At 63.4% G+C, this 24,372-nt stretch carries 21 protein-coding genes; 11 read left to right on the forward strand and 10 right to left on the reverse strand.

What is annotated here, in order from left to right; all coding sequences use genetic code 11:
- Positions 1-83 precede the first annotated feature (83 nt).
- From hppD to FVE66_RS13670, 3 genes are all read left to right on the forward strand, one after another.
- On the forward strand, positions 84-1,202 hold the full coding sequence (gene hppD, locus FVE66_RS13660; protein ID WP_151448002.1) for a 4-hydroxyphenylpyruvate dioxygenase: 1,119 nt from the start codon (positions 84-86) through the stop codon (positions 1,200-1,202).
- 113 nt (positions 1,203-1,315) lie between these two features.
- Positions 1,316-4,888, forward strand: a complete 3,573-nt coding sequence (locus tag FVE66_RS13665) for an indolepyruvate ferredoxin oxidoreductase family protein (protein WP_151448003.1) — start codon at positions 1,316-1,318, stop codon at positions 4,886-4,888.
- Positions 4,889-5,075: 187 nt separating this feature from the next.
- Complete coding sequence (locus FVE66_RS13670; protein ID WP_241673214.1) at positions 5,076-7,589, forward strand: penicillin-binding protein 1A; 2,514 nt, start codon at positions 5,076-5,078, stop codon at positions 7,587-7,589.
- Positions 7,590-7,612: 23 nt separating this feature from the next.
- On the opposite strand, the gene FVE66_RS13675 is transcribed toward FVE66_RS13670, so the two are convergent.
- The 5 genes from FVE66_RS13675 to FVE66_RS13695 form a co-directional block, all read right to left on the reverse strand.
- A complete protein-coding gene (locus tag FVE66_RS13675) occupies positions 7,613-9,361 on the reverse strand; it encodes a cation:proton antiporter domain-containing protein (protein WP_151448004.1) in 1,749 nt (582 codons plus the stop codon).
- 107 nt (positions 9,362-9,468) lie between these two features.
- Complete coding sequence (locus FVE66_RS13680) at positions 9,469-9,900, reverse strand: DUF2061 domain-containing protein (protein WP_151448005.1); 432 nt, start codon at positions 9,898-9,900, stop codon at positions 9,469-9,471.
- Between the two features lie 189 nt (positions 9,901-10,089).
- Complete coding sequence (gene queC / locus FVE66_RS13685) at positions 10,090-10,824, reverse strand: 7-cyano-7-deazaguanine synthase QueC (RefSeq protein WP_151448006.1); 735 nt, start codon at positions 10,822-10,824, stop codon at positions 10,090-10,092.
- Positions 10,821-11,549, reverse strand: a complete 729-nt coding sequence (locus FVE66_RS13690) for a DUF3108 domain-containing protein (protein WP_151448007.1) — start codon at positions 11,547-11,549, stop codon at positions 10,821-10,823. The genes queC and FVE66_RS13690 overlap by 4 nt, the downstream gene beginning before the upstream one ends.
- Before the next feature lie 36 nt (positions 11,550-11,585).
- Entirely contained in the window at positions 11,586-12,704 is a 1,119-nt protein-coding gene (locus tag FVE66_RS13695; protein ID WP_151448008.1) for a DUF3108 domain-containing protein, read from the reverse strand.
- 123 nt (positions 12,705-12,827) lie between these two features.
- Between FVE66_RS13695 and FVE66_RS13700 the strand changes: the two genes are divergently transcribed.
- Positions 12,828-14,138 carry a branched-chain amino acid ABC transporter substrate-binding protein gene (locus FVE66_RS13700; RefSeq protein ID WP_421829880.1) on the forward strand — a complete coding sequence of 437 codons (1,311 nt, stop codon included), beginning with the start codon at positions 12,828-12,830 and terminating at the stop codon, positions 14,136-14,138.
- A 159-nt stretch (positions 14,139-14,297) separates the two neighbouring features.
- Positions 14,298-15,182, forward strand: coding sequence for a PhaM family polyhydroxyalkanoate granule multifunctional regulatory protein (locus FVE66_RS13705; protein WP_194164392.1), 885 nt, complete (start codon positions 14,298-14,300; stop codon positions 15,180-15,182).
- Positions 15,183-15,235: 53 nt separating this feature from the next.
- Here the strand turns inward: FVE66_RS13705 and acuI are convergent, their stop codons facing one another.
- Positions 15,236-16,231, reverse strand: coding sequence for an acrylyl-CoA reductase (NADPH) (gene acuI, locus FVE66_RS13710; RefSeq protein ID WP_151448010.1), 996 nt, complete (start codon positions 16,229-16,231; stop codon positions 15,236-15,238).
- Between the two features lie 270 nt (positions 16,232-16,501).
- On the opposite strand from acuI, the gene FVE66_RS13715 reads away from it, so the two are divergent.
- From FVE66_RS13715 to FVE66_RS13725, 3 genes are all read left to right on the forward strand, one after another.
- On the forward strand, positions 16,502-17,035 hold the full coding sequence (locus FVE66_RS13715) for an SEL1-like repeat protein (protein ID WP_151448011.1): 534 nt from the start codon (positions 16,502-16,504) through the stop codon (positions 17,033-17,035).
- Positions 17,036-17,247: 212 nt separating this feature from the next.
- Positions 17,248-17,757 carry a pilin gene (locus tag FVE66_RS13720; RefSeq protein WP_151448012.1) on the forward strand — a complete coding sequence of 170 codons (510 nt, stop codon included), beginning with the start codon at positions 17,248-17,250 and terminating at the stop codon, positions 17,755-17,757.
- Between the two features lie 187 nt (positions 17,758-17,944).
- Positions 17,945-19,093, forward strand: a complete 1,149-nt coding sequence (locus FVE66_RS13725) for an alpha-hydroxy acid oxidase (RefSeq protein WP_151448013.1) — start codon at positions 17,945-17,947, stop codon at positions 19,091-19,093.
- Positions 19,094-19,122: 29 nt separating this feature from the next.
- Here FVE66_RS13725 and FVE66_RS13730 read toward each other — a convergent pair whose 3' ends face one another.
- Entirely contained in the window at positions 19,123-19,710 is a 588-nt protein-coding gene (locus tag FVE66_RS13730; protein ID WP_241673215.1) for a glutathione peroxidase, read from the reverse strand.
- A gap of 163 nt (positions 19,711-19,873) precedes the next feature.
- Here FVE66_RS13730 and FVE66_RS13735 point away from each other — a divergent pair, with 163 nt between their 5' ends.
- Together FVE66_RS13735 and FVE66_RS13740 are read left to right on the forward strand one after the other, a co-directional pair.
- Entirely contained in the window at positions 19,874-20,731 is an 858-nt protein-coding gene (locus FVE66_RS13735) for a ferritin family protein (RefSeq protein ID WP_151448014.1), read from the forward strand.
- Between the two features lie 36 nt (positions 20,732-20,767).
- The gene (locus FVE66_RS13740) at positions 20,768-21,250 is read left to right on the forward strand and encodes an adenylyltransferase/cytidyltransferase family protein (RefSeq protein ID WP_151448015.1); all 483 of its coding nucleotides are present in this window, start codon (positions 20,768-20,770) and stop codon (positions 21,248-21,250) included.
- 47 nt (positions 21,251-21,297) lie between these two features.
- On the opposite strand, the gene FVE66_RS13745 is transcribed toward FVE66_RS13740, so the two are convergent.
- From FVE66_RS13745 to FVE66_RS13755, 3 genes are all read right to left on the reverse strand, one after another.
- Positions 21,298-21,774 carry a copper chaperone PCu(A)C gene (locus FVE66_RS13745; RefSeq protein WP_151448016.1) on the reverse strand — a complete coding sequence of 159 codons (477 nt, stop codon included), beginning with the start codon at positions 21,772-21,774 and terminating at the stop codon, positions 21,298-21,300.
- Positions 21,775-21,855: 81 nt separating this feature from the next.
- A complete protein-coding gene (gene trmL / locus FVE66_RS13750) occupies positions 21,856-22,326 on the reverse strand; it encodes a tRNA (uridine(34)/cytosine(34)/5-carboxymethylaminomethyluridine(34)-2'-O)-methyltransferase TrmL (RefSeq protein ID WP_151448017.1) in 471 nt (156 codons plus the stop codon).
- A gap of 159 nt (positions 22,327-22,485) precedes the next feature.
- Positions 22,486-23,244 (reverse strand): ComF family protein, encoded by a 759-nt coding sequence (locus FVE66_RS13755; RefSeq protein ID WP_151448018.1) that lies wholly within the window; start codon positions 23,242-23,244, stop codon positions 22,486-22,488.
- Between FVE66_RS13755 and FVE66_RS13760 the strand changes: the two genes are divergently transcribed.
- Positions 23,235-24,176, forward strand: coding sequence for a methyltransferase domain-containing protein (locus FVE66_RS13760; protein ID WP_151448019.1), 942 nt, complete (start codon positions 23,235-23,237; stop codon positions 24,174-24,176). The genes FVE66_RS13755 and FVE66_RS13760 overlap by 10 nt on opposite strands.
- The last annotated feature ends 196 nt before the right edge of the window (positions 24,177-24,372 follow it).

Raw genomic sequence — 24,372 nt, forward strand, 5'->3', positions numbered from 1 at the left:
GCAGCGGCCCCGAGAAGAGGCTGAAATAGCAATTTTCTGTCTGCTTCATGTCCCTATACTGGCGCAATCGACATGGAGGACGGATGGATTTCCAGACCTGGGAAAACCCGATGGGGACCGATGGCTTCGAATTCGTGGAGTATGCGGCTCCCGATCCCGTAGCCTTGGGCGCGCTGTTCGAGCAGATGGGCTTCGCCGCGATTGCCCGTCATCGCCACAAGGACGTGAGCTTGTATCGGCAGGGGGGCGTCAATTTCATCATCAACGCCGAGCCCGATTCCTTTGCCCAACGCTTCGCGCGCACGCACGGTCCCAGCGTCTGTGCGATCGCGATTCGGGTCGACGATGCAGCCTTCGCCTATCGCCGCGCGCTCGAACTTGGCGCCTGGGGATTCGACAACAAGACCGGGCCGATGGAACTCAACATCCCGGCCATCAAAGGCGTGGGCGACTCGCTGATCTATTTCGTCGACCGTTGGCGCGGCAAGGGCGGTTCCGCCGGCGGCATCGGCGACATCAGCATTTACGATGTCGACTTCGTCGCCCTGCCGGGAGCAGATCCGGAACCGGAGGGCTTCGGGTTGACGTATATCGACCACCTGACCCATAACGTCCATCGTGGACGGATGAAGGAGTGGGCGGGCTTCTACGAAACCCTGTTCAATTTCCGCGAGATACGCTATTTCGATATCGAGGGCAAACTGACCGGCCTGAAATCCAAGGCTATGACCTCGCCGTGCGGGAAGATCCGGATTCCGATCAACGAGTCGTCGGATGACAAATCCCAGATTGCCGAATACCTTGATCAATACCATGGCGAGGGCATACAGCACATTGCGCTTGGCACCGGCAATGTCTATGCAACGGTGCAAGCGCTGAAGGATAATGGCATCCCGTTCCAGGACACCATCGAGAGCTACTTCGACCTGGTCGACCGGCGCCTGCCAGGCCATGGCGAACCGCTGGATGAACTGCGTCGTCTGCGCCTGCTCATCGATGGACACAGCGATGGCCAGAACAAACAGTTGTTGCTGCAGATATTCACGCAGAACGTGATCGGCCCGATCTTCTTCGAAATCATCCAGCGCAAAGGCGACCAGGGCTTTGGCGAGGGGAATTTCCGTGCTTTGTTCGAGTCGATCGAGCTGGATCAGATCCGGCGCGGGGTACTCAAGGATGGGAGTGGCGTGGCGACACTCTGACTGTGCTACCGTATCGAATGTCAAACAAAGGCCGGCTCACGAGGACGGCCGATGACTGCGATGGCTGTGATGGCGAGATCGCACCAAAGACAAAATTTTTGGACGGAGACTTCATGAATGCACCAACAGAGGCAGCCCTCAACGTGGCTGCCAGCGAGATTTCGCTCGACGACAAATACACCCTGGCCCGAGGCCGGGTGTTCATTACCGGCACGCAAGCGCTGATCCGGCTCACCATGCTTCAGCGCCAGCGCGACCAGGCCGCAGGGCTGAATACCGCCGGCTTCATCAGCGGCTATCGCGGGTCGCCACTGGGCAGCGTCGACCAGACCGCGTGGAAGGCAAGCCGCCACCTGGCCGAACACCATGTCCGTTTCCATCCCGGCGTCAACGAAGACCTGGCCGCTACCAGCATCTGGGGCACGCAGCAGGTCAAGCTGTTCCCGGGCGCACAGTACGACGGCGTGTTTTCGATGTGGTACGGCAAGGGGCCGGGCGTCGACCGCTGCGGCGATGTATTCAAGCATGCCAATATGGCTGGCACCGCGGAGCACGGCGGCGTGCTGGTGGTCTGCGGCGACGATCACGCGGCCAAGTCATCGACCACAGCGCACCAGAGCGAGCACATACTGAAGGCATGCGGGATTCCCGTGCTCTACCCTTCGTCGGTGCAGGAATACCTGGACTACGGGCTGCACGGCTGGGCAATGAGCCGCTACACCGGCCTCTGGGTGGCCATGAAATGCGTGACCGACGTGGTCGAATCAGGCGCCACCGTGGACATCGATCCGGATCGCGTGCAGATCGCACTGCCGGCCGACTTCGAATTGCCGCCCGGCGGACTGAACATACGCTGGCCGGACGCCGTGCTGGAGCAGGAAGCGCGGATGAACAACTTCAAGTGGTATGCGGCGCTTGCCTACGCCCGCGCCAACAAGTTGAACCGCGTGATCTGGGACAGCCCGCATGCCCGCTTCGGCATCATTACCGCCGGCAAATCGTACCTGGATACCCGCCAGGCACTGGCCGACCTGGGCATCGACGAGAACGTGGCCAGGGATATCGGCATCCGCCTGTTCAAGGTCGGCATGACCTGGCCGCTCGAAGCGGAAGGCGTGCGCGCGTTCGCGCAGGGACTGGACGAGATCCTGGTGGTCGAGGAAAAGCGCCAGATACTCGAATACCAGCTCAAGGAAGAACTGTACAACTGGCGCGACGATGTGCGGCCGCGCGTGGTCGGCAAGTTCGACGACACCGGCGAATGGAGCAACTCGCAGCGCGAAGGCCATGGTCACTGGTTGCTGCCGGCGACCTATGAACTGAATCCGGCGCAGATTGCGCGCGCCATTGCCAGTCGAATCGACCGCTATTTCTCCGGTCACCCTGCTGCTGCGCGCATCCGCGAGCGCATCGCTTACCTGGAGGCGAAGGAGGCGGTGCTGGTAGCCGCCAGGCCGGATCCTGAAAAAGATCGCATCCCGTATTTTTGTTCGGGCTGTCCGCACAACACCTCCACCCGGGTGCCGGAAGGGAGTCGTGCGCTGGCCGGCATTGGCTGCCACTACATGGCGCTGTGGATGGACCGCGAGACCGCCACCTTCACCCACATGGGCGCTGAAGGCGCGACCTGGATCGGCAATGCGCCCTTCACCAGCGAGAAGCATGTGTTCGCCAATCTCGGCGACGGCACCTATTTCCACTCCGGCCTGCTGGCGATCCGGGCAGCGGTGGCGGCCAAGGTGAACATTACCTACAAGGTGCTGTTCAACGATGCGGTGGCGATGACCGGCGGCCAGCCCTTCGACGGGCCGCTGGATCCGGCCATGATCTCGCGCCAGCTCGCGGCCGAGGGCGTCAAGCCGATCATCGTCGTCACCGACGAGCCTGACAAATATCCGGCAGGCACCAACTGGGCGCCGGGAGTCACGGTGCGTCATCGCAGCGAGCTCGATGCAGTCCAGCGCGAACTGCGCGAGTGCGAGGGCACCTCGGCAATGATCTACGACCAGACCTGCGCTTCCGAAAAGCGCCGCCGCCGCAAGCGCAATGCCTATCCGGATCCGGCCAAGCGGGTCGTCATCAACGAACTCGTTTGCGAAGGTTGCGGCGACTGCAGCGTGCAGTCGAATTGCCTGTCGGTGGAGCCGCTGGAGACGGAATTCGGACGCAAGCGGCAAATCAACCAGTCGTCCTGCAACAAGGATTATTCCTGCGTCAACGGTTTCTGCCCGAGTTTCGTCACGGTCGAAGGCGGCGCCCTGCGCAAGCCGAAGAAGCCGGAAACCGCGCGGACTCCGCTGGGCGCATTCAACAGCATCCTGCCGACGCCAGCGCTGCCGCAGTCGGTCGACAATTTCGGAATACTGGTGACCGGTATCGGCGGCACCGGCGTGATCACGGTCGGGCAAATCATCGCCATGGCGGCCCATGTCGAGGGTCGAGCCTGTAGCGTGCTGGACATGAGCGGACTGGCGCAGAAAGGCGGGCCTGTGCTTTCGCATGTGCGGCTTTCCGACCACCCTGACGACCTGCATTCGACCCGTGTCGGCACCGGCGCCGCCGACCTCGTGATCGGCTGCGACCTGATCGTTGCCGCCAGCCGCGATGCCTTGTCGCGCATGGGCGAGGGGCACACCCGCGCTGCGATCAATTCGCATGGCACGCCGACTGCCGCATTCGTCCGCAATCCGGACTGGCAACTCCCCGACCAGTCGGCCAGGTCGGCGATCATGAGCGCATGCGGCGGCGAGCATGCCGAATTCCTTGACGCCAGCCGCATGGCCACGGCACTGATGGGCGACAGCATTGCCACCAACATGTTCATGCTTGGCTTTGCATGGCAGAAGGGCTGGCTGCCCTTGTCGGAAGCGGCCATCGTCAAGGCAATCGAGCTGAACGATGTCTCGGTCGAGTTCAACAAGCAATCGTTCCAGTGGGGCCGGATCGCCGCGCACGACCGCGCCGCGGTCGAGCGGGTGGTGCAGGCCAATGCGCCGGCACAGGTGATCGAATTCCGGCGCACACCAGCGCTGGAAGACGTGATCGTCACGCGCGAACGTTTCCTGTCCGATTACCAGGATGCCTCGTACGCCCGCCAGTATCGCGAGTTCGTCGAGCGCGTGCGGCAGGCGGAACTTGCACTCGGTGAGCCGGGACGGGCAATGCGCCTGACCGGAGCCGTCGCCCGTTACCTGTTCAAGCTGATGGCATACAAGGACGAATACGAAGTGGCACGGCTGCACGTAGCAAGCGGCTTCGAGGAGAAGATCGCGGCCATGTTCGAAGGCGACTACAAGATCAAGTTTCACCTGGCGCCGCCGCTGCTTGCCAGGCGCGATGCCAACGGGCACTTGCAGAAGCGGGAGTACGGGCCGTGGATGATGAAGGCGTTCCGCGCACTGGCAAGCCTGCGCTTCCTGCGCGGCACGCCCTTCGATGTCTTCGGCTACAGCGCCGAACGCCGCAGCGAGCGCGAGCTGATCGTGTCCTACCGGACGGTGATCGGGCAGGCGCTGTCGCAGTTGTCGCCAGACAAGCTTGCCGATGTGACTGCGCTGGCCAGCATCCCCGAGGAAATTCGCGGATACGGTCATGTGAAGCAGCGGCATCTCGCTGCTGCGATGCAGAAGCAGGAAAGGCTGCTGCAGCGGCTTCAGGGTGGCAGCAGCGAGCAGCACGCCGCCTGAAGCCGGCGTTGGAACACAGCGCCATCGGCACGCCGGATTGAAAACGCGCAATTCGGCGCGGCCGCAACGCTGACGAAGCCTTGCAAGAGCGTTTGGACGCGCTCTTGCAAGCGTTCTTGCAACCGCTCTTGCAACCTTACTGCGCGCCTTCCTGTCATAACTTCGTTCCCTCAACCAGGAGTGAAGTGTGAAGCAAGGCCAACATGCGCCGCTGGCGTTGGCGCCTGTCCTGCGTCGTTCCCCGTGGTTGAAGTCACTCCTGATCGGTTTTTCCGCGCTGACGCTGCTGTTGTCGGGCGTCATCTGTTTCCTCGGCTTCCAGGCCTGGCAGTTGAACCGCGAAATACCGGATGTGGACCACCTGGCCGAGTTGCGCGCCGAACAGCCGAGCGTGGTCCTGTCGGCCGATGGCCGCCAGCTCACGCAGTTCCGGGACATGCAGCGCGAATGGGTGAAACTGGAGCAGGTTTCGCCGTGGGTCATCCGCGCGCTGCTGGCGACTGAAGACCGCCGCTTCCATCAGCACAAGGGCGTGGATTTGACGCGCACTGTGGGCGCCGCCTGGAGCAGCCTGGGTGGCGACGTGCAGGGCGGATCGACCATCACGCAGCAGCTTGCGCGCAACTTGTTTCCCGAGCAAATAGGCCGCAGCCGCAATGCCACCCGCAAGGCGCGGGAGATGCTGACCGCGCTCAAGATCGAACGCCGCTACAGCAAGGACGAGATCCTGGAAATCTACCTGAACACGGTGCCTTTCCTCTACAACGTGTTCGGCATCGAGATGGCCGCCCGGACCTACTTTGCCAGGGCAGCATCCGAACTGGGGCCGATGGAAAGTGCAACCCTGGTCGGCATGCTGAAAGGCACTCACTACTACAACCCGGTGGTCAATCCGGATCGGGCCCGCGCGCGGCGCAACACGGTGTTGCTCCAGCTTGTCCGGCAGGGCGACCTGGCGCAGGAAGAGGCCGGGCGGATGCGGGCGCAGCCGCTGCAGCTGCGCTTCCAGCGGCCGCAGGAACCAGTGTACGGGCCGGCCATGCATTACACGGTACATGTGCGGCGCTGGTTGCTGGACTGGGCCGAAAAGAACCAGGTCGACCTCTATAGCGACGGGCTGGTGATTCATGCCACCCTCGATACCGGCCTGCAGCAACTGGCACGGCAGGCGGTGGAGCAGCAGATGCAGGCACTGCAGGCGGTTGCCGATGTCGAATGGGCGCAGCGCTCGGGCCGGTTGCTGTCCAGATCCGCAGCGGCCTACGTCAGCAAGCAGGGGCAGGTCGATGCATTCGATTATTTCTGGCGCAGCCGGGGGGATCTGCTGCTGGCATTCATCCGTGAGTCGCCCGAGTTCCGGAGCGGCGTGGAGTCCGGGAAATCGGCACAGGCGGTGCTGTCGGCACTGCGCGGTGATTCCGGATTCATGGGCCGGCTCAAGCAGGGCAAGACACGGCTGGAGGCCGGGATGGTGGCAATGGATCCGAACTCCGGCGAAGTGAAGGCGTGGGTCGGCAGCCGGGACTTCGGGCGCGACCAGTTCGACCATGTTGCGCAGGCGTTGCGGCAGCCCGGGTCGACCTTCAAGCCCCTGGTCTACGGCGCGGCGCTGGAGCTGGGCTTCAGTCCGTTGCGTACCTACCTGGATACGCGCGTCAACATACGGATCCCGGAAGGCGGCAGCTGGATGCCGACCGACATGGGCGCACCGACGGAAATACCCATGACGATGCGCGAAGGCCTGATCCGGTCGCGCAATGCCATCACCGCGCAGGTGATGCAGGATGTCGGCCTGGCCAACATCGTCAGCCTGGCAAGGGCTGCCGGCATCAATCGCAGCCGGCTGGATCCGGTGCCGTCGCTGGCGCTGGGCACCAGCCCGGTGAGCTTGCTGGAGATGGTCTCGGCCTATTCCACCATCGCCAGCAGCGGACAGTATCTGGAGCCGCTCGTGGTCACGCGCATCACCGATCGCAAAGGCCGCCTGCTGGCGAAGTTTGGCGCCGAGCCCACGCGGGCGATGTCGGAAGCGACGGCGCGCGAACTGATCGACATGATGCGCGGTGTGGTCACACGTGGCACCGGGCGGAATATCAGATCCCGCTTCGGCATCCAGGCCGACGTCGCGGGGAAGACCGGCACCACGCAGTACAACACGGACGGCTGGTTCATCATGATGCATCCGGAGCTGGTTGCTGGCGCCTGGGTCGGTTTCAACGATGGCCGGGTGAGCTTGCGCAGCAACTACTGGGGGCAGGGCGCGCACAATGCGCTCAACCTGGTTGGTGATTTCTACCGGACACTGCTGCAAGAGGCGCGGCTCGATGCGAAGGCGCGCTTTCCACTGCCGCCGCGCTTCGAAATGCTGGCCGATCCCGGCGAGTTGTGGCGGGATCCTGGCGACAGCAGTGCCGGAGCCGAAGGCGCATGGATCGTGCGGCGCGGCGCGGATGGCACCCTGTACATTGGCGACACAGAGCCTCCGGCACCGTTCTCGGGGGCCAGTGCCGGAGGCGTGACGCAGGCCGGCGTGGCAAGCCAGGCTGCCGCTGCGACGGCTTCAGTTTTCAGTGCCGCTTCTGGCGGGGTTGCCGGTCCATTGGCCATTCCGGCGGGTGGCGGCAGCGAGGATCCGGTTGCCGCCGCCAGGGCCGCTGCCCGGCGCGCTATCGAAGTGCCGGGCGCAGGCGCCGAGCGCTGACATGCAGCATGGCGGCGCTGCGATCAGCTTGCGCTGTCAATGCACGCAATCCGTCGTTCGCGTTCCAGTTGCGTCAGGTGCGCTGCTTCGCTTTCGGCAATGCCCAGCGACTGCAGTGCGAAGACTGCCAGTTGAAGTCCGGTCTCCAGCGTCTCGGGAATCACCTGCGAAGCACCGGCCTTGAGCAGCAGGAACGCATGGCCTTCGTCGCGCGCGCGGGCAAATAGTGGCAGCTCCGGATAGCTGCGCCGGATCGCCTCTACCGCTCGCAACGCCGAATCCGGATCGTCCATGGTCAGGACAATCGCCGCCGCATGGGCCGCATGCACCCGGTCCAGCAGTTCGGTGCGTCCGGCGTTGCCGAAATAGATCGGTACCCCGGCCGGATGCAGGCGGGCGACGACATCGGCATCGTTCTCGATCGCGACGAAGGGCACGCCCTGGCTCTCCAGTACCTGGCTCAGCAACTGCCCGACCCGGCCGTATCCGACGATGATCACGTGTTCCGACAGCGGCGCCAGCCCTTCGATGGCAAAGCCGCCGCCACTGCTTTGCCGCTCCCGGTGTTCCAGGCGTTTGCGCAGCGCCGTGCCAAGCCGGGCCAGCAGCGGCGTGGCGAACATCGACAGGGCAACCACCAGCATCACGAACTGGCCAGTCGGTCGGTCCATGATCGTTGCGGTCATTGCCGCGCCGACCACGATGAAAGCGAATTCGCCGCCCTGCCCCAGCAACAGGCCGCCCTCGAACGCACGGCCCCAGCTGAAGCCACCCGCGCGCAGTATCAGGCTGGTCAGCGTTGACTTGATGGCGAACAGTCCGAGCACCGACAGCGGCAACAGCACTGGCGCCTTCATGATTTCCCGGATGTCGGTCTGCATCCCTACCCACATGAAGAACAGGCCCATCAGCAAGCCCTTGAACGGTTCTATCGTGACTTCCACCTCATGGCGGAACTCGGTCTCCGCCAGCAGCAGTCCGGCCAGCAGGGCGCCCAGCGCCAGCGACAGGCCGGCCATCGCAGTCAGGCCCGCAATACCCAGCGTGCACAGCAGGGTGAGTGCCATGAAAACCTCTGGCTGATGCTGCCCGACCAGCGAACGAAACAGCGGCCGGATCACGCGCCGGCCGAGCAGGTAGATCAGGGTGATCGCAAGTACCGACTTGGTCATCGCGCCGAGAACCATCGAAGTGACCGACGTGTTGCCAGTGTCGGACAGCACAGCAATCAACAGGAACAGCGGCACCACGGCCAGGTCCTGCAGCATCAGGATGGAGAAACCGGCCTGTCCCAGCGGCTGCGCCAGCGAACGGCTATTGGTCAGCAATTGCATCACCACTGCCGTCGACGACAGCGACAGTGCCAGTCCCAGCAGCAGCGAGGTGCCCGGCGAATTTCCGAACAGCCAGGCGATGAAGCCGATTGCCAGGCCGCACAGCGTGACCTGCGCCGTGCCGGCCCCGAATACCCAGCCGCGCAGCGACCACAAGCGGGCGGCGGACAGTTCCAGGCCGATCATGAACATCAGGAACAGCACGCCCAGCTCGCCCAGGACCTTCACCCCTTCCAGGTCGGTGAAGGTCAATTGCGATAGCCACGGAAAGCGATCGCTCCAGAGGCCAAGGCCGGCCGGCCCCAGCAGCGCGCCGACGGCGAGGAAGCCGAGCACCTGGTTGATGCGCAAGCGCTGCAACAGCGGAATCAGGATGCCGGCGAGGGCAAGGAAGACCAGTGTCTCGCGAAGGAATGGCAGGGCGTTTTGTTCTTCCACTTCAGGGGCGCAGGCGGCAGCTTCACCGCCCGTTCCCGCCTGCGGGATGCAGGCACAAGCTGTTGCGGTGAGCGCAACATGATGCCATCAAAATGGCCGGTCCGGCATCAGGACAGGGCCGGGCCTGCATTGCCGGCGCGGACGGTTGTGGTAGTCCCGAGGCGAGCCAGCAACCGATCCCACAGCCGGTCGTGATGCGGGAGGAGGATCACATTGGCGATCGGTTCGATCAAGGCAAGCATGCCGCCAAGCGCCAACGAGCCGCTTGCGCAATAGAGAACCGTCACCGCGACCACGAAGTGAAGCGCCGCCTGGGATGCTTTTTTTGACGCCGTCGCCAGCCGGCCGCCGGGCTGGCAGCTGGCCAGCATGCGACGCCAGGCGGCCTCGTGCAGCGGAAGGAGCAGGACGTTGACGACCGGTTCGATCACGGCCACCAGCCCGCCGAAGGCCACCGATCCCGTGAGCAGAAACGCCAGGGTGAACGAAATCGCCATGTGGACCACGACCTGACTGACCGACTTTGCTGCTATTGCCATCTCAATCTCCTTTCAACGATCAAATGATAATGATTCTCATCATTGATGTGAAATTGATTGATTATTTAAATTCAATAGCGGTTAGCTATGTAGCGTGGTCTGAGCCCAACCTTGTCCGAAAAAGGGATGCTCACTGATAAACATTTGTCTGGCAATGTATTCGCCGAGAGTGAGTACTTGCAGAGTGTGCTACACCGCCATGGACTGGCCTCGCGCATAAGCCTCGTAACCGCGGGCCCGTAAGACGCACGCCGGGCAGCGGCCGCAGCCATGGCCCCAGTCATGCAGCGCCCCGCGCTCGCCCAGGTAGCAGGTATGGGTTTCGGTGCGTATCAGTTCGACCAGCGCATGGCCGCCCAGGGTTTCGGCCAGCTTCCAGGTTTGCGCCTTGTCCAGCCACATCAGCGGCGTCTCGATGGACAGCGAGGTTCCCATGCCCAGGTTGAGCGCGGTCTGCATCGCCCGCACCGTGTCATCCCGGCAGTCCGGATAGCCGGAATAATCCGTTTCGCACATGCCGCCCACCAGCACGTCCAGGCCCCGGCGATAGGCAAGCGCGGCAGCCAGAGTCAGGAACAGCAGGTTGCGGCCGGGAACGAAGGTGTTGGGCAGGCCGTTTGCCTGCATCTCGATTTCGGCGTCGCTGGTCAGTGCGGTTTCGGATATCTGGCCCAGGACCTTCAGGTCGATCATGTGGTCTGCGCCGAGGCGCTCGTTCCACAGCGGCGATAGCGCGCGCAAACCGTCCAGCACCGCCGGGCGCACCTGCAATTCAACCGCATGGCGCTGGCCGTAGTCGAAGCCTATGGTCTCGACCCGCTGGTAGCGCTCCAGCGCCCAGGCGGCGCAAGTGGCGGAATCCTGGCCGCCGGAGAAAAGTACCAGCGCACCGCCGGGCGCGCTCGCAGGTGTCGTGGTACTCATTTCTTTTCTATCCCTTCGATGAATTGCTCGATGAATTCGCCGTTGCTGTCCTCGAAGCGCAGCCGCACCGGATACCATTCGAGCGAGGGTGCCAGCCAGATGTCCAGCCGCCGCTCCTTGGCGTCCTCCGGCGGCGCACGCACGATGTGCACCGTCTCCAGTTCGCCCAGCGCTGTGCTGATGCGCTGCTTCGCCCGGACAGTGAAGGTCCAGGGATCGGTATCGCGCTGGCCGGCCACCACGAAACGCCATGTGGCGCCGGGTTTGATTGCCTTCCGCTCTGCACGCACGATCGAAATCAGTTGCCAGATCGCACTCGCCCGATCTTGTTCACCGCCCCGCAGCGCCTGGGTATGCTGGGCGTCGCCGAAACGGATCAGGCGCGCATTGCGGTCGAAGCTGGTGGTGCTGGCTTCCTTGCGGAAACGCTTCTCGGTGTACGCAAAGGGAACCAGCCCGCGGCTATCCACCGCGCCCTCGCTGCGCTCATCCAGTATCTTGCCGAGGAGCATCGCGCTGGTCTCGGTACTGGCCAGGTATTTCCTGGCGTCGACCTGCCACAGCACACGGGCGCGGCCGGACAGCGTGATGCCGCTTTGCCTGGCCTGGATCGAGTAGTTGAGCTGGGCGCTCGGCGGCATGTTAACCGTGGCCGCGGCGGGGGCCGCCACCGCTGCGGCCGGGCCGAAAGCGAGCAGTGACAGGAATAGAAGTGACAGCAGCATGAAAATTGCGCGACGGAAAAGTGGCATGGAGGGCGATCAGGGGCGCGGCAGCGCAAGCGGTGGCTCGGACAGGGACATGTCCAGATACTCTCCGCTGGTTTCGGTAAACAGCAACTTTACCGGATACCACTGCATCGTGGGCGCGAGCCAGATATCGAGCTTCTGTTCATACGACCCCGGACGCGGCGAGCGCACCACATGGACTGCCTGCACCGGCTTGCCGTCGACCTCCAGGGCTTCTTCGCCGATCACGCGCAGGATCCACGGTTCGCCATCCCGCACGCCAGCGACGAACAGGGTCAGCTGCTGGCCGGCGGCCAGTTGCGATGGCTCGCCACGTCCGATCGCCGCCAGTTGCCAGACCACGCTTGCGCGGTCCTGTTCGCCGCCCTGACGCGGATAGGTTTTGGTCGAGGCCGAGAAGCTGATCAGGCTGCGCTCGCGCTGGAAATGCGTGTTGGTCGCCGGTCGGCGAAAGCGCTTCTCGGTGTACATGGCCGGATCCAGCCCCCGCTCGCCGATCACGCCGTTGCTGCGAAAATCGAGGACGGAGATGAACAGCAGCTTTGCCTCACCGATGATGGTGTAGGTGCCCTGCTCCCGCACGAACTGTATCTTGCCGCGGCCATGGTAGGACTCGCCTTCGCGGATCGCCTTCACTGCATAGCGCAGCTCGGCCGGCGGCGGGGCATCGGCGAGATAGGTCGGCTGCAGTGCGTCCAGGTCGGGCACGGCCGCCAGCGGCGCCTCGTCTGCGGGCAGGCCGTCATTGACCATTTCCGCAAGATCGGGCGCTGGCGCGATTTCCGGCGCAACTTCGGCGGACTGATCCTGCGGCCCGGACGGCACTGGCGCTGACGACGCCAGCTCTGGCTGAGGAACCGGGGTGGCAACCGGGCCTTGTTTCGGCCTGGCGGGCCTTGGCTTTTTCGGGGGACGCACGCGCGGCACAGGCAGGGCGGCTGGCTCGGCCTGCGGACTCAGTTGCACGACAACCGTATCCGGAGCGCGCGCCGGTTCCCCATCCTTGCCAGCGTCGCCCAGCGTCGAGACGGTGCGCAGGGTCACGGCATGCAGCAGGATGGACAGGGCCAGTACTGCCAGCGCACTGAATGAGAATCTGGCAGGAAGGCGGGCGCGGGGAAAGGCGGACATGCGCGGTAGTTTAGCCGCTACCCCGAATGCCGGGCCCTGCGCTTGAATTGTTGTCGCCGGCCTGCCACGGGGCCGGCTGCCCCGGTCGCTTAGAATACGACCCTTTCAGCCGGACCCATGACGATGATCACACGCGGAATTTCAGGTGTTGCAGGTGTTGCAGGTATTGTGCGGGCAGGCTTGCTGGCGCTGGCCTGCGTCTTCCTTGCAGCCGGGCCAGCAGGCGCAGCTGCGGAGCCGGCGCCGATACGCATCGGCATGATCGACGGCCTTTCCGGCCCGTTTGCCAACGCCGGCGATGCAGTGGTGCGCAACCTTCGGTTCGCCATTGAACGTATCAACCAGCGGGGCGGTGTCCGGCTGCCAGATGGCGCGCATAAACTGAGTCTCGAAACATTCGACAACAAGCAGGCGGTCGAGGAGTCGCTGATCGAATTCCGGCGCCTGACGGACCGCCGCATTCCCTTCCTTCTGCAGGGCAACAGCTCGGCGGTCGCGCTGGCGCTGGTGGAAGCGGTCAATCGGCACAATGAACGGGTTCCCGATAATCGCGTGCTATTCCTGAACTATGCAGCGGTCGATCCGTCGCTGACCGGCGACAAGTGCAGTTTCTGGCATTTCCGCTTCGACGCCCATGCCGACATGCGCATGCACGCGCTGACCGAAGTGATACGCAAGGACAACTCGGCGCACCGCGTCTACCTGATCGGCCAGGATTACAGCTTCGGACAGCAGATTGCGCGTGCCGCCCGTGCGCAACTCGCGGCGAAGAGGCCGGACATGCAGGTGGTCGGCGACGAATTGCACCCGATCGGCAAGGTCAAGGATTTCGCGCCTTACGTTGCCAAGATTCGCGCCAGCGGGGCAGACACCGTCATCACCGGCAATTGGGGCAATGACCTGACCCTGCTGGTAAAGGCGGCGCGCGAAAGCGGCCTGCGGGTCAAATTCTATACATTCTATGGCAACAGCCTTGGCGCACCGGCTGCGCTGGGCGAAGCCGGCGTGGGCCAGGTGCGGGCCGTGGCGGAATGGCATCCGAACGTGGGCGGCGACGCCAGCGACGCCTACTTCCGCAGTTTCCGCCAGCGCTACCCGGATCCGCGCGAGGACTATCTGCACTTGCGCATGCATGTAATGCTGGAGATGCTGGTCAACGCCATCGAGACCGCCAGGACGACCGAGGCGGCCGCGGTTGCGCGCGCGCTCGAAAACGGGAAATTCGCCAATGCATTCCACCAGGCACGAATGCGCGCCGACGACCACCAGTTGCTGCAGCCGCTTTACGTCTCGGTAATGCGGCGCGCCGGCGAGGCGTCGGTGCGCTTCGATAACGAAGGCAGCGGCTTCGGATTCCAGACCGTCTTGTTCCTGAAGCAGGAACAGACGGCCTTGCCGACCAGTTGCAGGATGACGCGGCCGGCGCTTCGCTAGGACCATTGCGCGAATTCGAACCAGACGCGTTGGTATCTGCTACGCTGCTCCATGGTTCCCGTCCTCGTGCGCAGCACGGGGCTTGATGACAGCGGGACGGGTGAACGGCTAAGCGAACGGCCCAAGCGAACGGCGCAAGCGGAGATCGGGAGAACGGCGATGTCGACATCGAACACAGAGATACCAGGGATGGGCCCGATGCCCGACCCGCTCGGCTTCATGAAGGATCTGTGGGGCGGCGTGAAGATGCCGGGCATGACCATGCCCAGCCTGTCGGTCGACGACATCAACAAGCAGATCGCCGACCTGAAGGCGGTTGAAAGCTGGCTGGCGCTGAACATGAACATGTTGCGCGGCACGATACAGGCGCTGGAAGTGCAGAGCGCCACGCTGACTGCATTGCAATCGATGGGGCAGACCATGGGCCAGTCGATGGGTTCGATGGAGCAAGCGATGGGCGCGGCAATGAGCGCGGCAGGATCGATGGCGGGAATGAACCCGATGGGCGCGATGCCGGCGGCAGCTGCTGCCGGAGCGGCGCCTGCCGAAGAAGCGCCCGTCCAGCCGGCCAGTCCGTTCAGTTTCACGCCGCCGACCGCAGAAAAGCCGCCCGCTCCCGAGCCTGAGCCAGTGGCGAAGGAGGCCGACCCGGCTGGCGAGGGCAGCGGTGTCGATTCAGTGCTGGCCGGCGCCGCGGCGCCATTCGTCAATCCGGCCGGATGGTGGAGCCTGCTGCAGGACCAGTTCAGGCAGGCGGTCGAAAAAGCAATGGAGCCGGACGCGGCGACTGGCCCTGCAAGGAAACGGCCGGCGGCAAAAGCTTCCGGCGCCACGAAGAAGCCGGCCAGCGGTGCCAAGCCTGCAACGCCTGCAAAGAGCACAACGGCTGTAAAGAATGCAAAGACGGCGAAGAGTGCAAAGTCGGCAAAGACCACTGCCGCTGCCCGCCCGGCCAGGTCGGCTGCGGTAAAGGCAAAAGCAAAAGGCGGAAGTGCCGGGTCGCGTGCCAGCGCCAGCCCGGCTGCCGGTCGCAAGCGCGGCTGAGGCAGGAAGCGGCAGGTAGCGGTGTCATGCCGTCCGCTCCCGCCCCAATCCGCTTAGCGGTTCACGTCAACCACGATCCTGCCCTTGACTGCGCCGGCGAGTATCTTCGGCGCGGCCGAGATCGCCTCCTCCAGCGACACCTCCTGTGCAATTTCCAGCAAGGCTGTGCGCGGCATCTCCCGCGCCAGCCGGGCCCATGCTTCTTCGCGACGTGCCCTTGGTGCCATCACGCTGTCGACGCCGATCAGGCTGACGCCGCGCAGGATGAAGGGCGCAACGCTGGCCGGAAAATCCATGCCCTGCGCCAGTCCGCATGCCGTCACCACCCCGCCATAACGGGTGCTGGCGCAGGCATTGGCCAGCGTGTGCGAGCCTACGGTGTCGACCACACCGGCCCAGCGTTCCTTTTGCAGCGGCTTGCCCGGAGCCGAGAGGCCGGCCCGATCCATTATTTCCGCTGCGCCAAGGGACTTGAGGTAGCCCTCCTCAGCCTGCTTGCCGGTCGATGCCACCACCCGGTAGCCGAGCGCCGACAACAGTGAAACGGCGAAAGATCCGACACCGCCGGTGGCGCCGGTGACCAGTATCTCGCCGTCCCCCGGTTGCACGCCTTGCCGCTGCAGCGCCATCACGCACAGCATTCCGGTGTAGCCCGCGGTTCCCGCCGCCATTGCATCGAAAGCGGTCAGAGCGTCCGGCAATCGGACTAGCCAGTCGCCATTGACCCGGGCCTGCTGCGCCAGGCCACCCCAGTACGCTTCGCCCACACCCCAGCCGTTGAGGATGACCTTGTCGCCAGCCTTCCAGCCTGCATGTTCGCTGGCGGTCACGGTTCCGCAAAAATCGATGCCAGGCACCATGGGAAATTTCCGCACGACCGGCGAGCGCCCGGTAATCGCCAGGCCGTCCTTGTAGTTGATGGTCGAGTAGTCGACCTGGACTGTCACGCCGCCGGCATCGAAGGCTGGCAGGGCGCTGTCGTCGAGCGCCTTGATTTCGGCGTGGGTCTGATTGTCTTCACTGCGGGTCAGGTAGATGGCGCGAAACATGATCTCCTCGCTGATGCTGGTTATTGTTGGCTGCTTGTTGTTGGCCGCTAATTGTTGGCCGCTAATTGTTGGCCGCTAATTGTTGACTGGTCATTGCTGCTTGAGTTGAAGCCAACGTTATCACAGGCTCGGGTTGTCTATCCGCTGGTTCATCGTGCGCTGTCCGCGCACTCTGCACTGTCAGGACCAGGCGTCGCCTTAACAAGGCTGTCCGGCTACTCCCCTCGTTCATATCTTGCTGCGCTTGTGCATGCACAGGAAGGATCACGAATGGAATCTCTTGCAGAGCCGCTTACCCCCATTGTCGCGAAAGCAGGGCCGGCCATCACGCTTGGCGCTGTCGTCAGTATTACCGGCTGGAGCGAACGTACCGCCTGGCGCCGGCTGTCTGCCGGATCGATCGCGCGTATCGGCAGCGTTGCCAGCGGCAGCCGGGTAATGGTGGCCTGGAGCAGTATTGAAGCCCATGCGCGCCTGCGCCTGGATTGCGAAGGGCTGGCCTTGCTTTGCCGCGCCGATTCCGGGAGTGCCGAATCGCAAAACGACCTCGCCTTGTGCTTTCTTGAACACGGCCTGGCAGATGGCGCGGCGTACTGGCTGCAGCAGGCGGCACGCAGCGGCCACGGCGACGCCATGCACTGGCTGGGACGGTGCTACCTGGACGGCGCGGGACTGGCGCAGGATCGTAATCTTGGATTGATGTGGCTGGCGCGGTCGGCGTGCGCCGGGCACAGGATTTCGGATGCGCTGCTGCATGCATTGTGCGGGCGCTTCAATTGTGGAGCGTCCCCACTTCTTGCATGAAGGCGAGCGATTCCTTGGCAGGGCCGGATGTACTGCCATCACGGTGGCAGTGTTTATCAGCCTGCCGTTCTTGGCGGGTGGCAGCCCTCCGGGAGCTGCCGACCGAGCCAGCAGGAAATAGAGTTCGCACATCGGCTGGTTTTGACTGGCAGTTGATTTGCTCCTGAGGACGAGAAGCCTTCGCTTCATTTTTCAATCCCAGGAGAAACACCATGCAACACAAATCGATTCAACGCGGCTTCACGCTGATCGAACTGATGATCGTCGTGGCCATCATCGGTATTCTGGCCGCTGTCGCCATTCCGCAGTACCAGAACTACACCATACGCGCCAAACTCAGCAAGGTTCACAGCTGTTTTGCAGCGCTGAAGACGGCCATTGCCGTGAGTGTGCAGGAAAGAGGCCAATTCCCGGTTGCCGCGAACGATTGGGCTGCACTGGGAATCGACGCGCCCACCAGGACACCGGAATGCACGAATTTCTCCATGGCCGCCGGCACTGGAGCGGTGACCATCACCTTGGGCGGAATCGAGACCAGCATCAACGGAAGCACGGTTACTTTCGAGCCCAGCGTAGCGAGCAGCGCGGTCCGTTTCAGGGTGAGTACCAATTCGACGGACACACGAGTGCTGGCATTTGTCGAGGCAAATAACATCAACTCCGGCGCACCGGCTGCCGCTGCTGGCACCGGAACTGGCACTGGCACCGGAACGGGCAACTAATCGGCTGATTTTCCCTCATGGGCGCCACCTGGCTGGCGTCCAGTTTCTCCGGCGCGCGTCTTCGCGCAGCCGGGAAATTCTTCAGCGATGACCGGATCCTGGTCGATCGGGTGAAGAAATTTCACGCCTGCTGGCCGCCATGCAGCGGCCCGCTCGGGTAAAGTGACGGGCAAAAAAAGGAATTGCCATGCCCGCTGCCATCACCAACATCGAAGACCTGCGCGTACTCGCGCAAAAGCGCGTGCCGCGCATGTTTTACGACTATGCCGATTCCGGGTCGTGGACCGAGTCGACCTATCGCGCCAACAGCGCCGATTTCGGACGGATCAAGTTCCGCCAGCGGGTGGCGATGAACATGGAAAACCGCAGCCTCGCGACCACCATGGCCGGGCAGGCGACGGCGATGCCGGTGGCGCTGGCGCCAACCGGCCTGACCGGCATGCAGCATGCCGATGGCGAAATCCTGGCGGCCAAGGCGGCCGAAAAATTCGGCGTGCCCTTCACGCTGTCGACCATGAGCATCTGCTCGATCGAAGACATCGCAGCCAACACCAGCGCACCTTTCTGGTTCCAGTTGTACGTGATGAAGGACCGCGCCTTCATCAACCGCCTGATCGACCGGGCCAAGGCGGCAAGATGTTCCGCGCTGGTGCTGACGCTCGACCTGCAGGTTCTCGGACAACGTCACAAGGACATCAAGAACGGCCTGTCGGCGCCGCCGCGCCTGACGCTGCCCAACATCATCAACATGATGACCAAGCCGCAGTGGTGCCTGGGCATGCTCGGCACCCGTCGCCGCACTTTCGGCAATATCGTCGGCCATGCGGAGAGCGTCAGCGACATGTCTTCGCTGTCATCGTGGACCGCGCAGCAGTTCGATCCCGCGCTTTCCTGGGATGACGTGCAGTGGATCAAGGACCGCTGGGGCGGCAAATTGATCCTGAAGGGCATCATCGACGAGGAAGACGCGCGGCTGGCAGTGAAAAGTGGCGCGGATGCGCTGATTGTGTCGAACCACGGCGGACGCCAGCTCGATGGCGCCTTGTCGTCGATTGAAGCGCTGCCGCGGATCGTGGAGGCGGTCGGCTCGCAGATCGAGGTTCACCTCGACAGCGGCATCCGCTCCGGGCAGGATGTGCTCAGGGCGATGGCTCTGGGCGCAAAGGGCACCTATATCGGCCGCGCCTTTCTCTATGGACTCGGGGCGATGGGCGAAGCCGGCGTGACCCGCGCGCTGGAAATCATCCGCAACGAACTGGATATCACCATGGCCTTCTGCGGCCATACCGATATTCGCAAGGTGGACAAAAGCATCCTGGTTCCCGGCACCTACTGAGCTGGCCGAATCACCCTGCCGCCTGACTCTTACCGGGCGCGCGGTCCGGACGGAGCCTGCTGCAGGGCCCGTTCGATTGCGGCGGTCAGCGACTTGTCTTCGGGCGTCACGCGGCTCGGGTAGTTGGCGACCAGCTTGCCGTCACGGCCCACCAGGTATTTGTGGAAATTCCAGCGCGGTGCCGTGCCGCTGTCCCGCGCCAGCGCCTGGTACAGCGGGTTTGCCTGATCGCCCTTCACATGTGACTTGGAGAACATCGGGAACTTCACGCCATAGGTGTTGAAGCAGAAATCGGCAATCTGCTTGCTCTCGCCCGGCTCCTGTTCGAAGTCATTGGAAGGAAATCCCAGCACCACCAGTCCGCGCTCGCGGTACTTTGCGTACAGCTTCTCCAGTCCTTCGTACTGGCTGGTGTAGCCGCAGTAGCTGGCTGTGTTGACCACCAGCGCCACCTTGCCGTCGTATTGGCAAAGGTTCTGGGGCGCGTCGTCCTGCAGCCGCTTGAACTGGTGGTTGTAGAGTCCGGCGCACGCCGGCGGGTTGGCCTGTGCCAGTGCGGCGGAGGCCGGCACGGCGAGTGCGGATGCGAGCATGAGGCGTAACAAAGCGTTCATCATGGGCTGGTACTCTGGTGGCAGGAGTCAAGCTGCGGATCTTATAACGCATCCGCGGTGTCTGCTGGCAGGCCGCACTTTGGTCGCTAGCCCTTCGTTACCCGTTCGACACCCGATTTCTTGGTAGAATCGTGCGGTTATCCCATCTTCATGGTTGAGCTTCATTATGTTGTATCCGGAACTATTCAAATCGCTCGAGCAGGTTCGCTGGAACATGGAAACGGACATTCCATGGGACCAGTTCGATGCCTCGCTCCTGACCGATGAGCAGGCGCGTACGATCAAGATGAACGCGATTACCGAGTGGTCGGCATTGCCGGCCACCGAAATGTTCCTGCGTGATAACCGGGGCGACAGCGATTTCTGCGCATTCATGTCGGTCTGGTTCTTCGAGGAGCAGAAGCATTCGCTGGTGCTGATGGAATACCTGCGGCGCTTTCGGCCCGACATGGTGCCGACCGAGGAAGAGCTGGACAATGTCCGGTTCGAATTCGATCCGGCGCCACCGCTGGAAACCCTGATGCTGCATTTCTGCGGCGAGATCCGCCTCAATCACTGGTACCGCTGCGCCTCCGACTGGCATACGGAGCCGGTCATCAAGCAAATTTACAAGATCATCAGCCAGGACGAGGCGCGCCACGGCGGCGCCTATCTGCGCTACATGAAAAAAGCGCTGAACGAATCGGGCGATGTTGCCCGCGCCGCATTTGCCAAGATCGGTGTGCTGATGGGCTCCGCCCGCCGTACCGAGAAGCCGCTGCACCCGACCAACCTGCACGTCAACCAGGCCCTGTTCCCGAATGACACGGTACAGAGCCGGCTGCCGGATCCGGACTGGCTGGAGGTGTGGCTGGACCAGCAGATCAAGTTCGACGGCGATTGGGAAAAGAAGGTCATCGAGCGCATCCTGCACAACATGTCCTTGCTGTTCGAAAAGTCATTCGCGACGGTCCAGGAACTCAACCGCTACCGCAAGGAGGTGGGCGTTCGGCTCACTGCCGCGGCCAGCGCCCAGCCGGCCTAGCCGACTCTTGCAGCCGCGCTCGACGCGGCTTTTTTCATGCCCGATTTCGAACGAAAAATCTGCGGCCGCGAGGAACTGGCGGCTCGCATTGCATCCCTCCCGGGACCGGTGGTGCTGACCAACGGCGTGTTCGACATACTTCACCGCGGTCACGTGACCTATCTTGCGCAGGCACGCGCGCTTGGGGCTTCACTGGTGGTGGCGGTCAATACCGACGAGTCGGTGCGCCGCCTGGGCAAAGGCAACGACCGGCCGATCAACGCTTGCGAGGACCGGATGGCGGTGCTGGCGGCGCTGGAGTCGGTGTCGCTGGTGGTACCGTTCGCCGAGGATACTGCGCTGGAAACCGTGTTGCTCGGCCGTCCGGATATTTACGCCAAGGGCGGCGATTACGACATGGATGCCATTCCCGAAGGGCGTGCCGTCAAGGCATACGGGGGGCGCGCGGTGGCAATCGATTTCGAGCACGACCGGTCGACCACGCGTTTGTTGCAGAAGGTGCGGTCTCCGCAAGGCTGAAATGCAGGGCGCGGGCTTGATGCCCGCCCTTGGTCAGCCCGGCACTGCTAGTGCTTGTGCTGCATCGCCGGGGCCGGCGCGCCTTTGCTGCGCTCTTCCACCACGACGGTCACTTCGACCTGCCCCGCTTTCTCGAACGTAAGCATCAGCGGGAACTTGTCACCTGTTTTCAGCGGCTGCTTCAGTCCGATCAGCATGATGTGGTAGCCGCCGGGTTGCAGCGTGACGGTCGCGGCCGGATTGACCTCGAGCGCGTCAAGTTCCCGCATGCGCATCACATCGCCTTCCATTTTCATGGAATGAATCTGTACCTCCTTCGCTACCGGGGCGCTGGCGCGCACCAGTTTGTCAGCCGTCTTCCCGCGATTTTCAATCGACAGGAAAGCGGCTCCGGACGGCTGTTGCGCCACAGTGGGGCGGGCATACGGATGATCGATATGCAGGCTGCCGACGTCAAAGGAATGGCTGTGTGCGGAGGCGGCAAACAAGAGCGCTGCAAGCGCGGGCAGGAGGCGGAACGTCATGATCAACTTTCGTTTGTAGAATGACATGCGCCGGATGCCGGCGCACATGAAGGCAAGCCGCATTATAAGCAATGCCAGCGTTCAGGCGCCGCCCGCATAGCCTTGCTGGCGCCAAGCCTCGAACACGACGACCGCAACGGTATTGGAGAGGTTCAGGCTGCGGTTGCCCGGTCGCATGGGCAGGCGGATGCGTTGGCTTTCGGGGAAGCTGTCGAGCACCGCCGGCGGCAGGCCGCGGGTCTCCGGCCCGAATACAAAGACGTCGCCGGGTTCGAATGCGACGCCGGCGAACGGACTGGATCCGCGGGTGGTCATGGCAAACATGCGCGCCGGGTCAGGCTTGAGCGCGGCCAGGAATGCGGCCCAGTCGGCATGCACTTTCATCTCGGCATACTCGTGATAATCCAGCCCGGCCCGGCGCATCCGCGCATCGTCCAGCGGAAAGCCGAGCGGCTCGACCAGGTGCAGGCAGGCGCCGGTGTTGGCGCACAGCCGGATCACGTTGCCGGTATTGGGCGGGATTTCCGGCTCCACCAGTACGACATGAAACAATTCTGACTCCTTGGCAGGTTGGGGGGAGCTGCTGCGCGGGCCGATCCTGGGGTCTTCGGTGCTCATCGTCAATCGATGTGATTGCGCTCCTCCGCCCAGATCTCCACACGCTCCCTACGTCTATCCCCGACCTGCAATAAATTCAATGAAACAGGAAGGTCAATGCGGCGGAGTGCGCGCAAAGACGATGTTCGTCACTCTTGCCGCGCCGAAGCGTTTCAGCGTCGCGGCAATTTCCTCCAGTGTTGCGCCGGTGGTCATGACGTCGTCGACGACGCCGACATGACGACCCGCGACTGTTGCCGCTGCGCGCGGCATCAACACGAAGGCATTGCGCAGGTTCTGCTGGCGCAAGACGGCTGGCAATTGCGCCTGTGCCTGCGTTTCGCGTACCCGCTCGATCAGCCGGACAGCCAGCGGAATGTCCAGCGCACGAGCCAGCGGACGGGCAATCTCGAGCGCCTGGTTGTAGCCGCGTTCCACCAGGCGTTGCGGACCCAGCGGCACCGCACAGAGCAGATCCGGCCGCATCGGTTCGGACTCCAGCAGCGGGGCCAGAGCCTGTCGGCACAGCTGCGCCAGTTCGAGCTTTCCTGCATATTTCAAGGCCAGCACCAGGCGGTCGACCGGCGGGCTGTAATCGACGGCCGCCAGCGTGCGATCGAAGGCGGGAGCCTGCTGGATGCAGGCTCCGCAATGCGTGTCCTCGCGCACGGCAAGCGGCATCGCGCATTGCGAGCAGCGATTGCAGGCGACGCCAAAATACTGGCGCCAGCAACTGTCGCAGATTGCATGCTCGCAATCCTGGCAGCACAGCGGGCAACTGGAAGGGATCAGACGGCCAAGCAGCGTGACATTCTCCGGACGTGTAAACTCGGCGGCAATTATCTCATTGCTCCACGCCTGCCTTGATAACATCCAATACGCCGCCCGCGCAGGGTGGCAGCGCCCCCATCTCGCTGGCAAATGTCCGTGCTTTGTTCGGCCGTCCGCAACGGATTGCGGAGTCGGATTTCTTGCGCCGCGAGATTGCGGGACGAATGTTCGAACGGCTGGACCTGATTCGCGTCGCTCCCGAAGCTGTGCTCGATGCGGGCTGCGGAGAAGGCGCCGACCTTGCTGTCCTGCGCCAGCGTTATCCGGATGCGCGCCTGATCGGACTCGATGGCTCGCTGGCGATGCTGGGCGGCGCGGTCGAACGCCAGCGCAGCGGGCTTACTGCAATGAACCGCCTGTTTTCCCGGCTGCTTCCCAAAGGTCCGGCAGGCGGGCGCTCGAAGCCGGCGGAACTATTGTGCGGCGATTTTGCGCGATTGCCTTTTGGTCCTGCGACCGTCGGCCTGGTCTGGTCCAACCTTGCCCTGCACTGGCACCCGCGGCCTGATGAAGTCATTGCGGAGTGGCGCCGCGTGCTGCGCGATGAAGGGCTGCTGATGTTCTCCTGCTTCGGCCCGGATACGTTCCGGGAGTTGCGGGCGGTGAGCAAGGACCGGAATGGCGTGCCGCAGGTCCTGCCTTTTGTCGACATGCACGACCTTGGCGACATGCTGGTCCATGCCGGTTTTGCGACGCCCGTCATGGACATGGAGATACTGACCCTGACTTACGACACGGTCGAGAAGATGCTTGCCGACGTGCGCGCACTCGGCGGGAATCCGCTGCAGACGCGAGCGCAGGGATTGGCCGGCCGCGCGTCCAGGGATCATCTTTACCGTGCGCTGGAAGGGGGGCGCGACGCCCGGGGCAAGTTGTCGCTGACGATCGAAGTGATCTACGGCCACGCCTTCCGGCCGGTTCCGCGCACGACGTCTGCAGGCGAGTCCATCGTGCGTTTTGCGCCGCGAAAGTAGCGCTCTATCAGCCGCAGCAGTCGATTTCCAGTCGTGGCGGAGCGTTGCGCTTCGCCCTTTTCCCTTGATTCCGGCTTCGCATCCGCCTTATACTCCCGGGGTTACTTGATACAGGTCAAGGTAATCCATGTTCGTCGCTGTCCTTTTTACCCGGGATAGCAGGCAAACTGGCAGGTCGGTTGCGGACTGCAATGAT

The sequence above is a fragment of the Lacisediminimonas profundi genome (assembly GCF_008831265.1).
GTDB lineage: Bacteria > Pseudomonadota > Gammaproteobacteria > Burkholderiales > Burkholderiaceae_D > Lacisediminimonas > Lacisediminimonas profundi.

Bases quoted from the DNA above. Each gene is read 5' to 3' on its own strand.
- hppD (WP_151448002.1), top strand. From the start codon at position 84: ATGGATTTCCAGACCTGGGAAAACCCGATGGGGACCGATGGCTTCGAA.
- FVE66_RS13665 (WP_151448003.1), top strand. From the start codon at position 1,316: ATGAATGCACCAACAGAGGCAGCCCTCAACGTGGCTGCCAGCGAGATT.
- FVE66_RS13680 (WP_151448005.1), bottom strand. From the start codon at position 9,900: ATGGCAATAGCAGCAAAGTCGGTCAGTCAGGTCGTGGTCCACATGGCG.
- queC (WP_151448006.1), bottom strand. From the start codon at position 10,824: ATGAGTACCACGACACCTGCGAGCGCGCCCGGCGGTGCGCTGGTACTT.
- FVE66_RS13690 (WP_151448007.1), bottom strand. From the start codon at position 11,549: ATGCTGCTGTCACTTCTATTCCTGTCACTGCTCGCTTTCGGCCCGGCC.
- FVE66_RS13695 (WP_151448008.1), bottom strand. From the start codon at position 12,704: ATGTCCGCCTTTCCCCGCGCCCGCCTTCCTGCCAGATTCTCATTCAGT.
- FVE66_RS13700 (WP_421829880.1), top strand. From the start codon at position 12,828: ATGATCACACGCGGAATTTCAGGTGTTGCAGGTGTTGCAGGTATTGTG.
- FVE66_RS13705 (WP_194164392.1), top strand. From the start codon at position 14,298: ATGTCGACATCGAACACAGAGATACCAGGGATGGGCCCGATGCCCGAC.
- acuI (WP_151448010.1), bottom strand. From the start codon at position 16,231: ATGTTTCGCGCCATCTACCTGACCCGCAGTGAAGACAATCAGACCCAC.
- FVE66_RS13715 (WP_151448011.1), top strand. From the start codon at position 16,502: ATGGAATCTCTTGCAGAGCCGCTTACCCCCATTGTCGCGAAAGCAGGG.
- FVE66_RS13720 (WP_151448012.1), top strand. From the start codon at position 17,248: ATGCAACACAAATCGATTCAACGCGGCTTCACGCTGATCGAACTGATG.
- FVE66_RS13725 (WP_151448013.1), top strand. From the start codon at position 17,945: ATGCCCGCTGCCATCACCAACATCGAAGACCTGCGCGTACTCGCGCAA.
- FVE66_RS13730 (WP_241673215.1), bottom strand. From the start codon at position 19,710: ATGATGAACGCTTTGTTACGCCTCATGCTCGCATCCGCACTCGCCGTG.
- FVE66_RS13735 (WP_151448014.1), top strand. From the start codon at position 19,874: ATGTTGTATCCGGAACTATTCAAATCGCTCGAGCAGGTTCGCTGGAAC.
- FVE66_RS13740 (WP_151448015.1), top strand. From the start codon at position 20,768: ATGCCCGATTTCGAACGAAAAATCTGCGGCCGCGAGGAACTGGCGGCT.
- FVE66_RS13745 (WP_151448016.1), bottom strand. From the start codon at position 21,774: ATGACGTTCCGCCTCCTGCCCGCGCTTGCAGCGCTCTTGTTTGCCGCC.
- FVE66_RS13755 (WP_151448018.1), bottom strand. From the start codon at position 23,244: ATGTTATCAAGGCAGGCGTGGAGCAATGAGATAATTGCCGCCGAGTTT.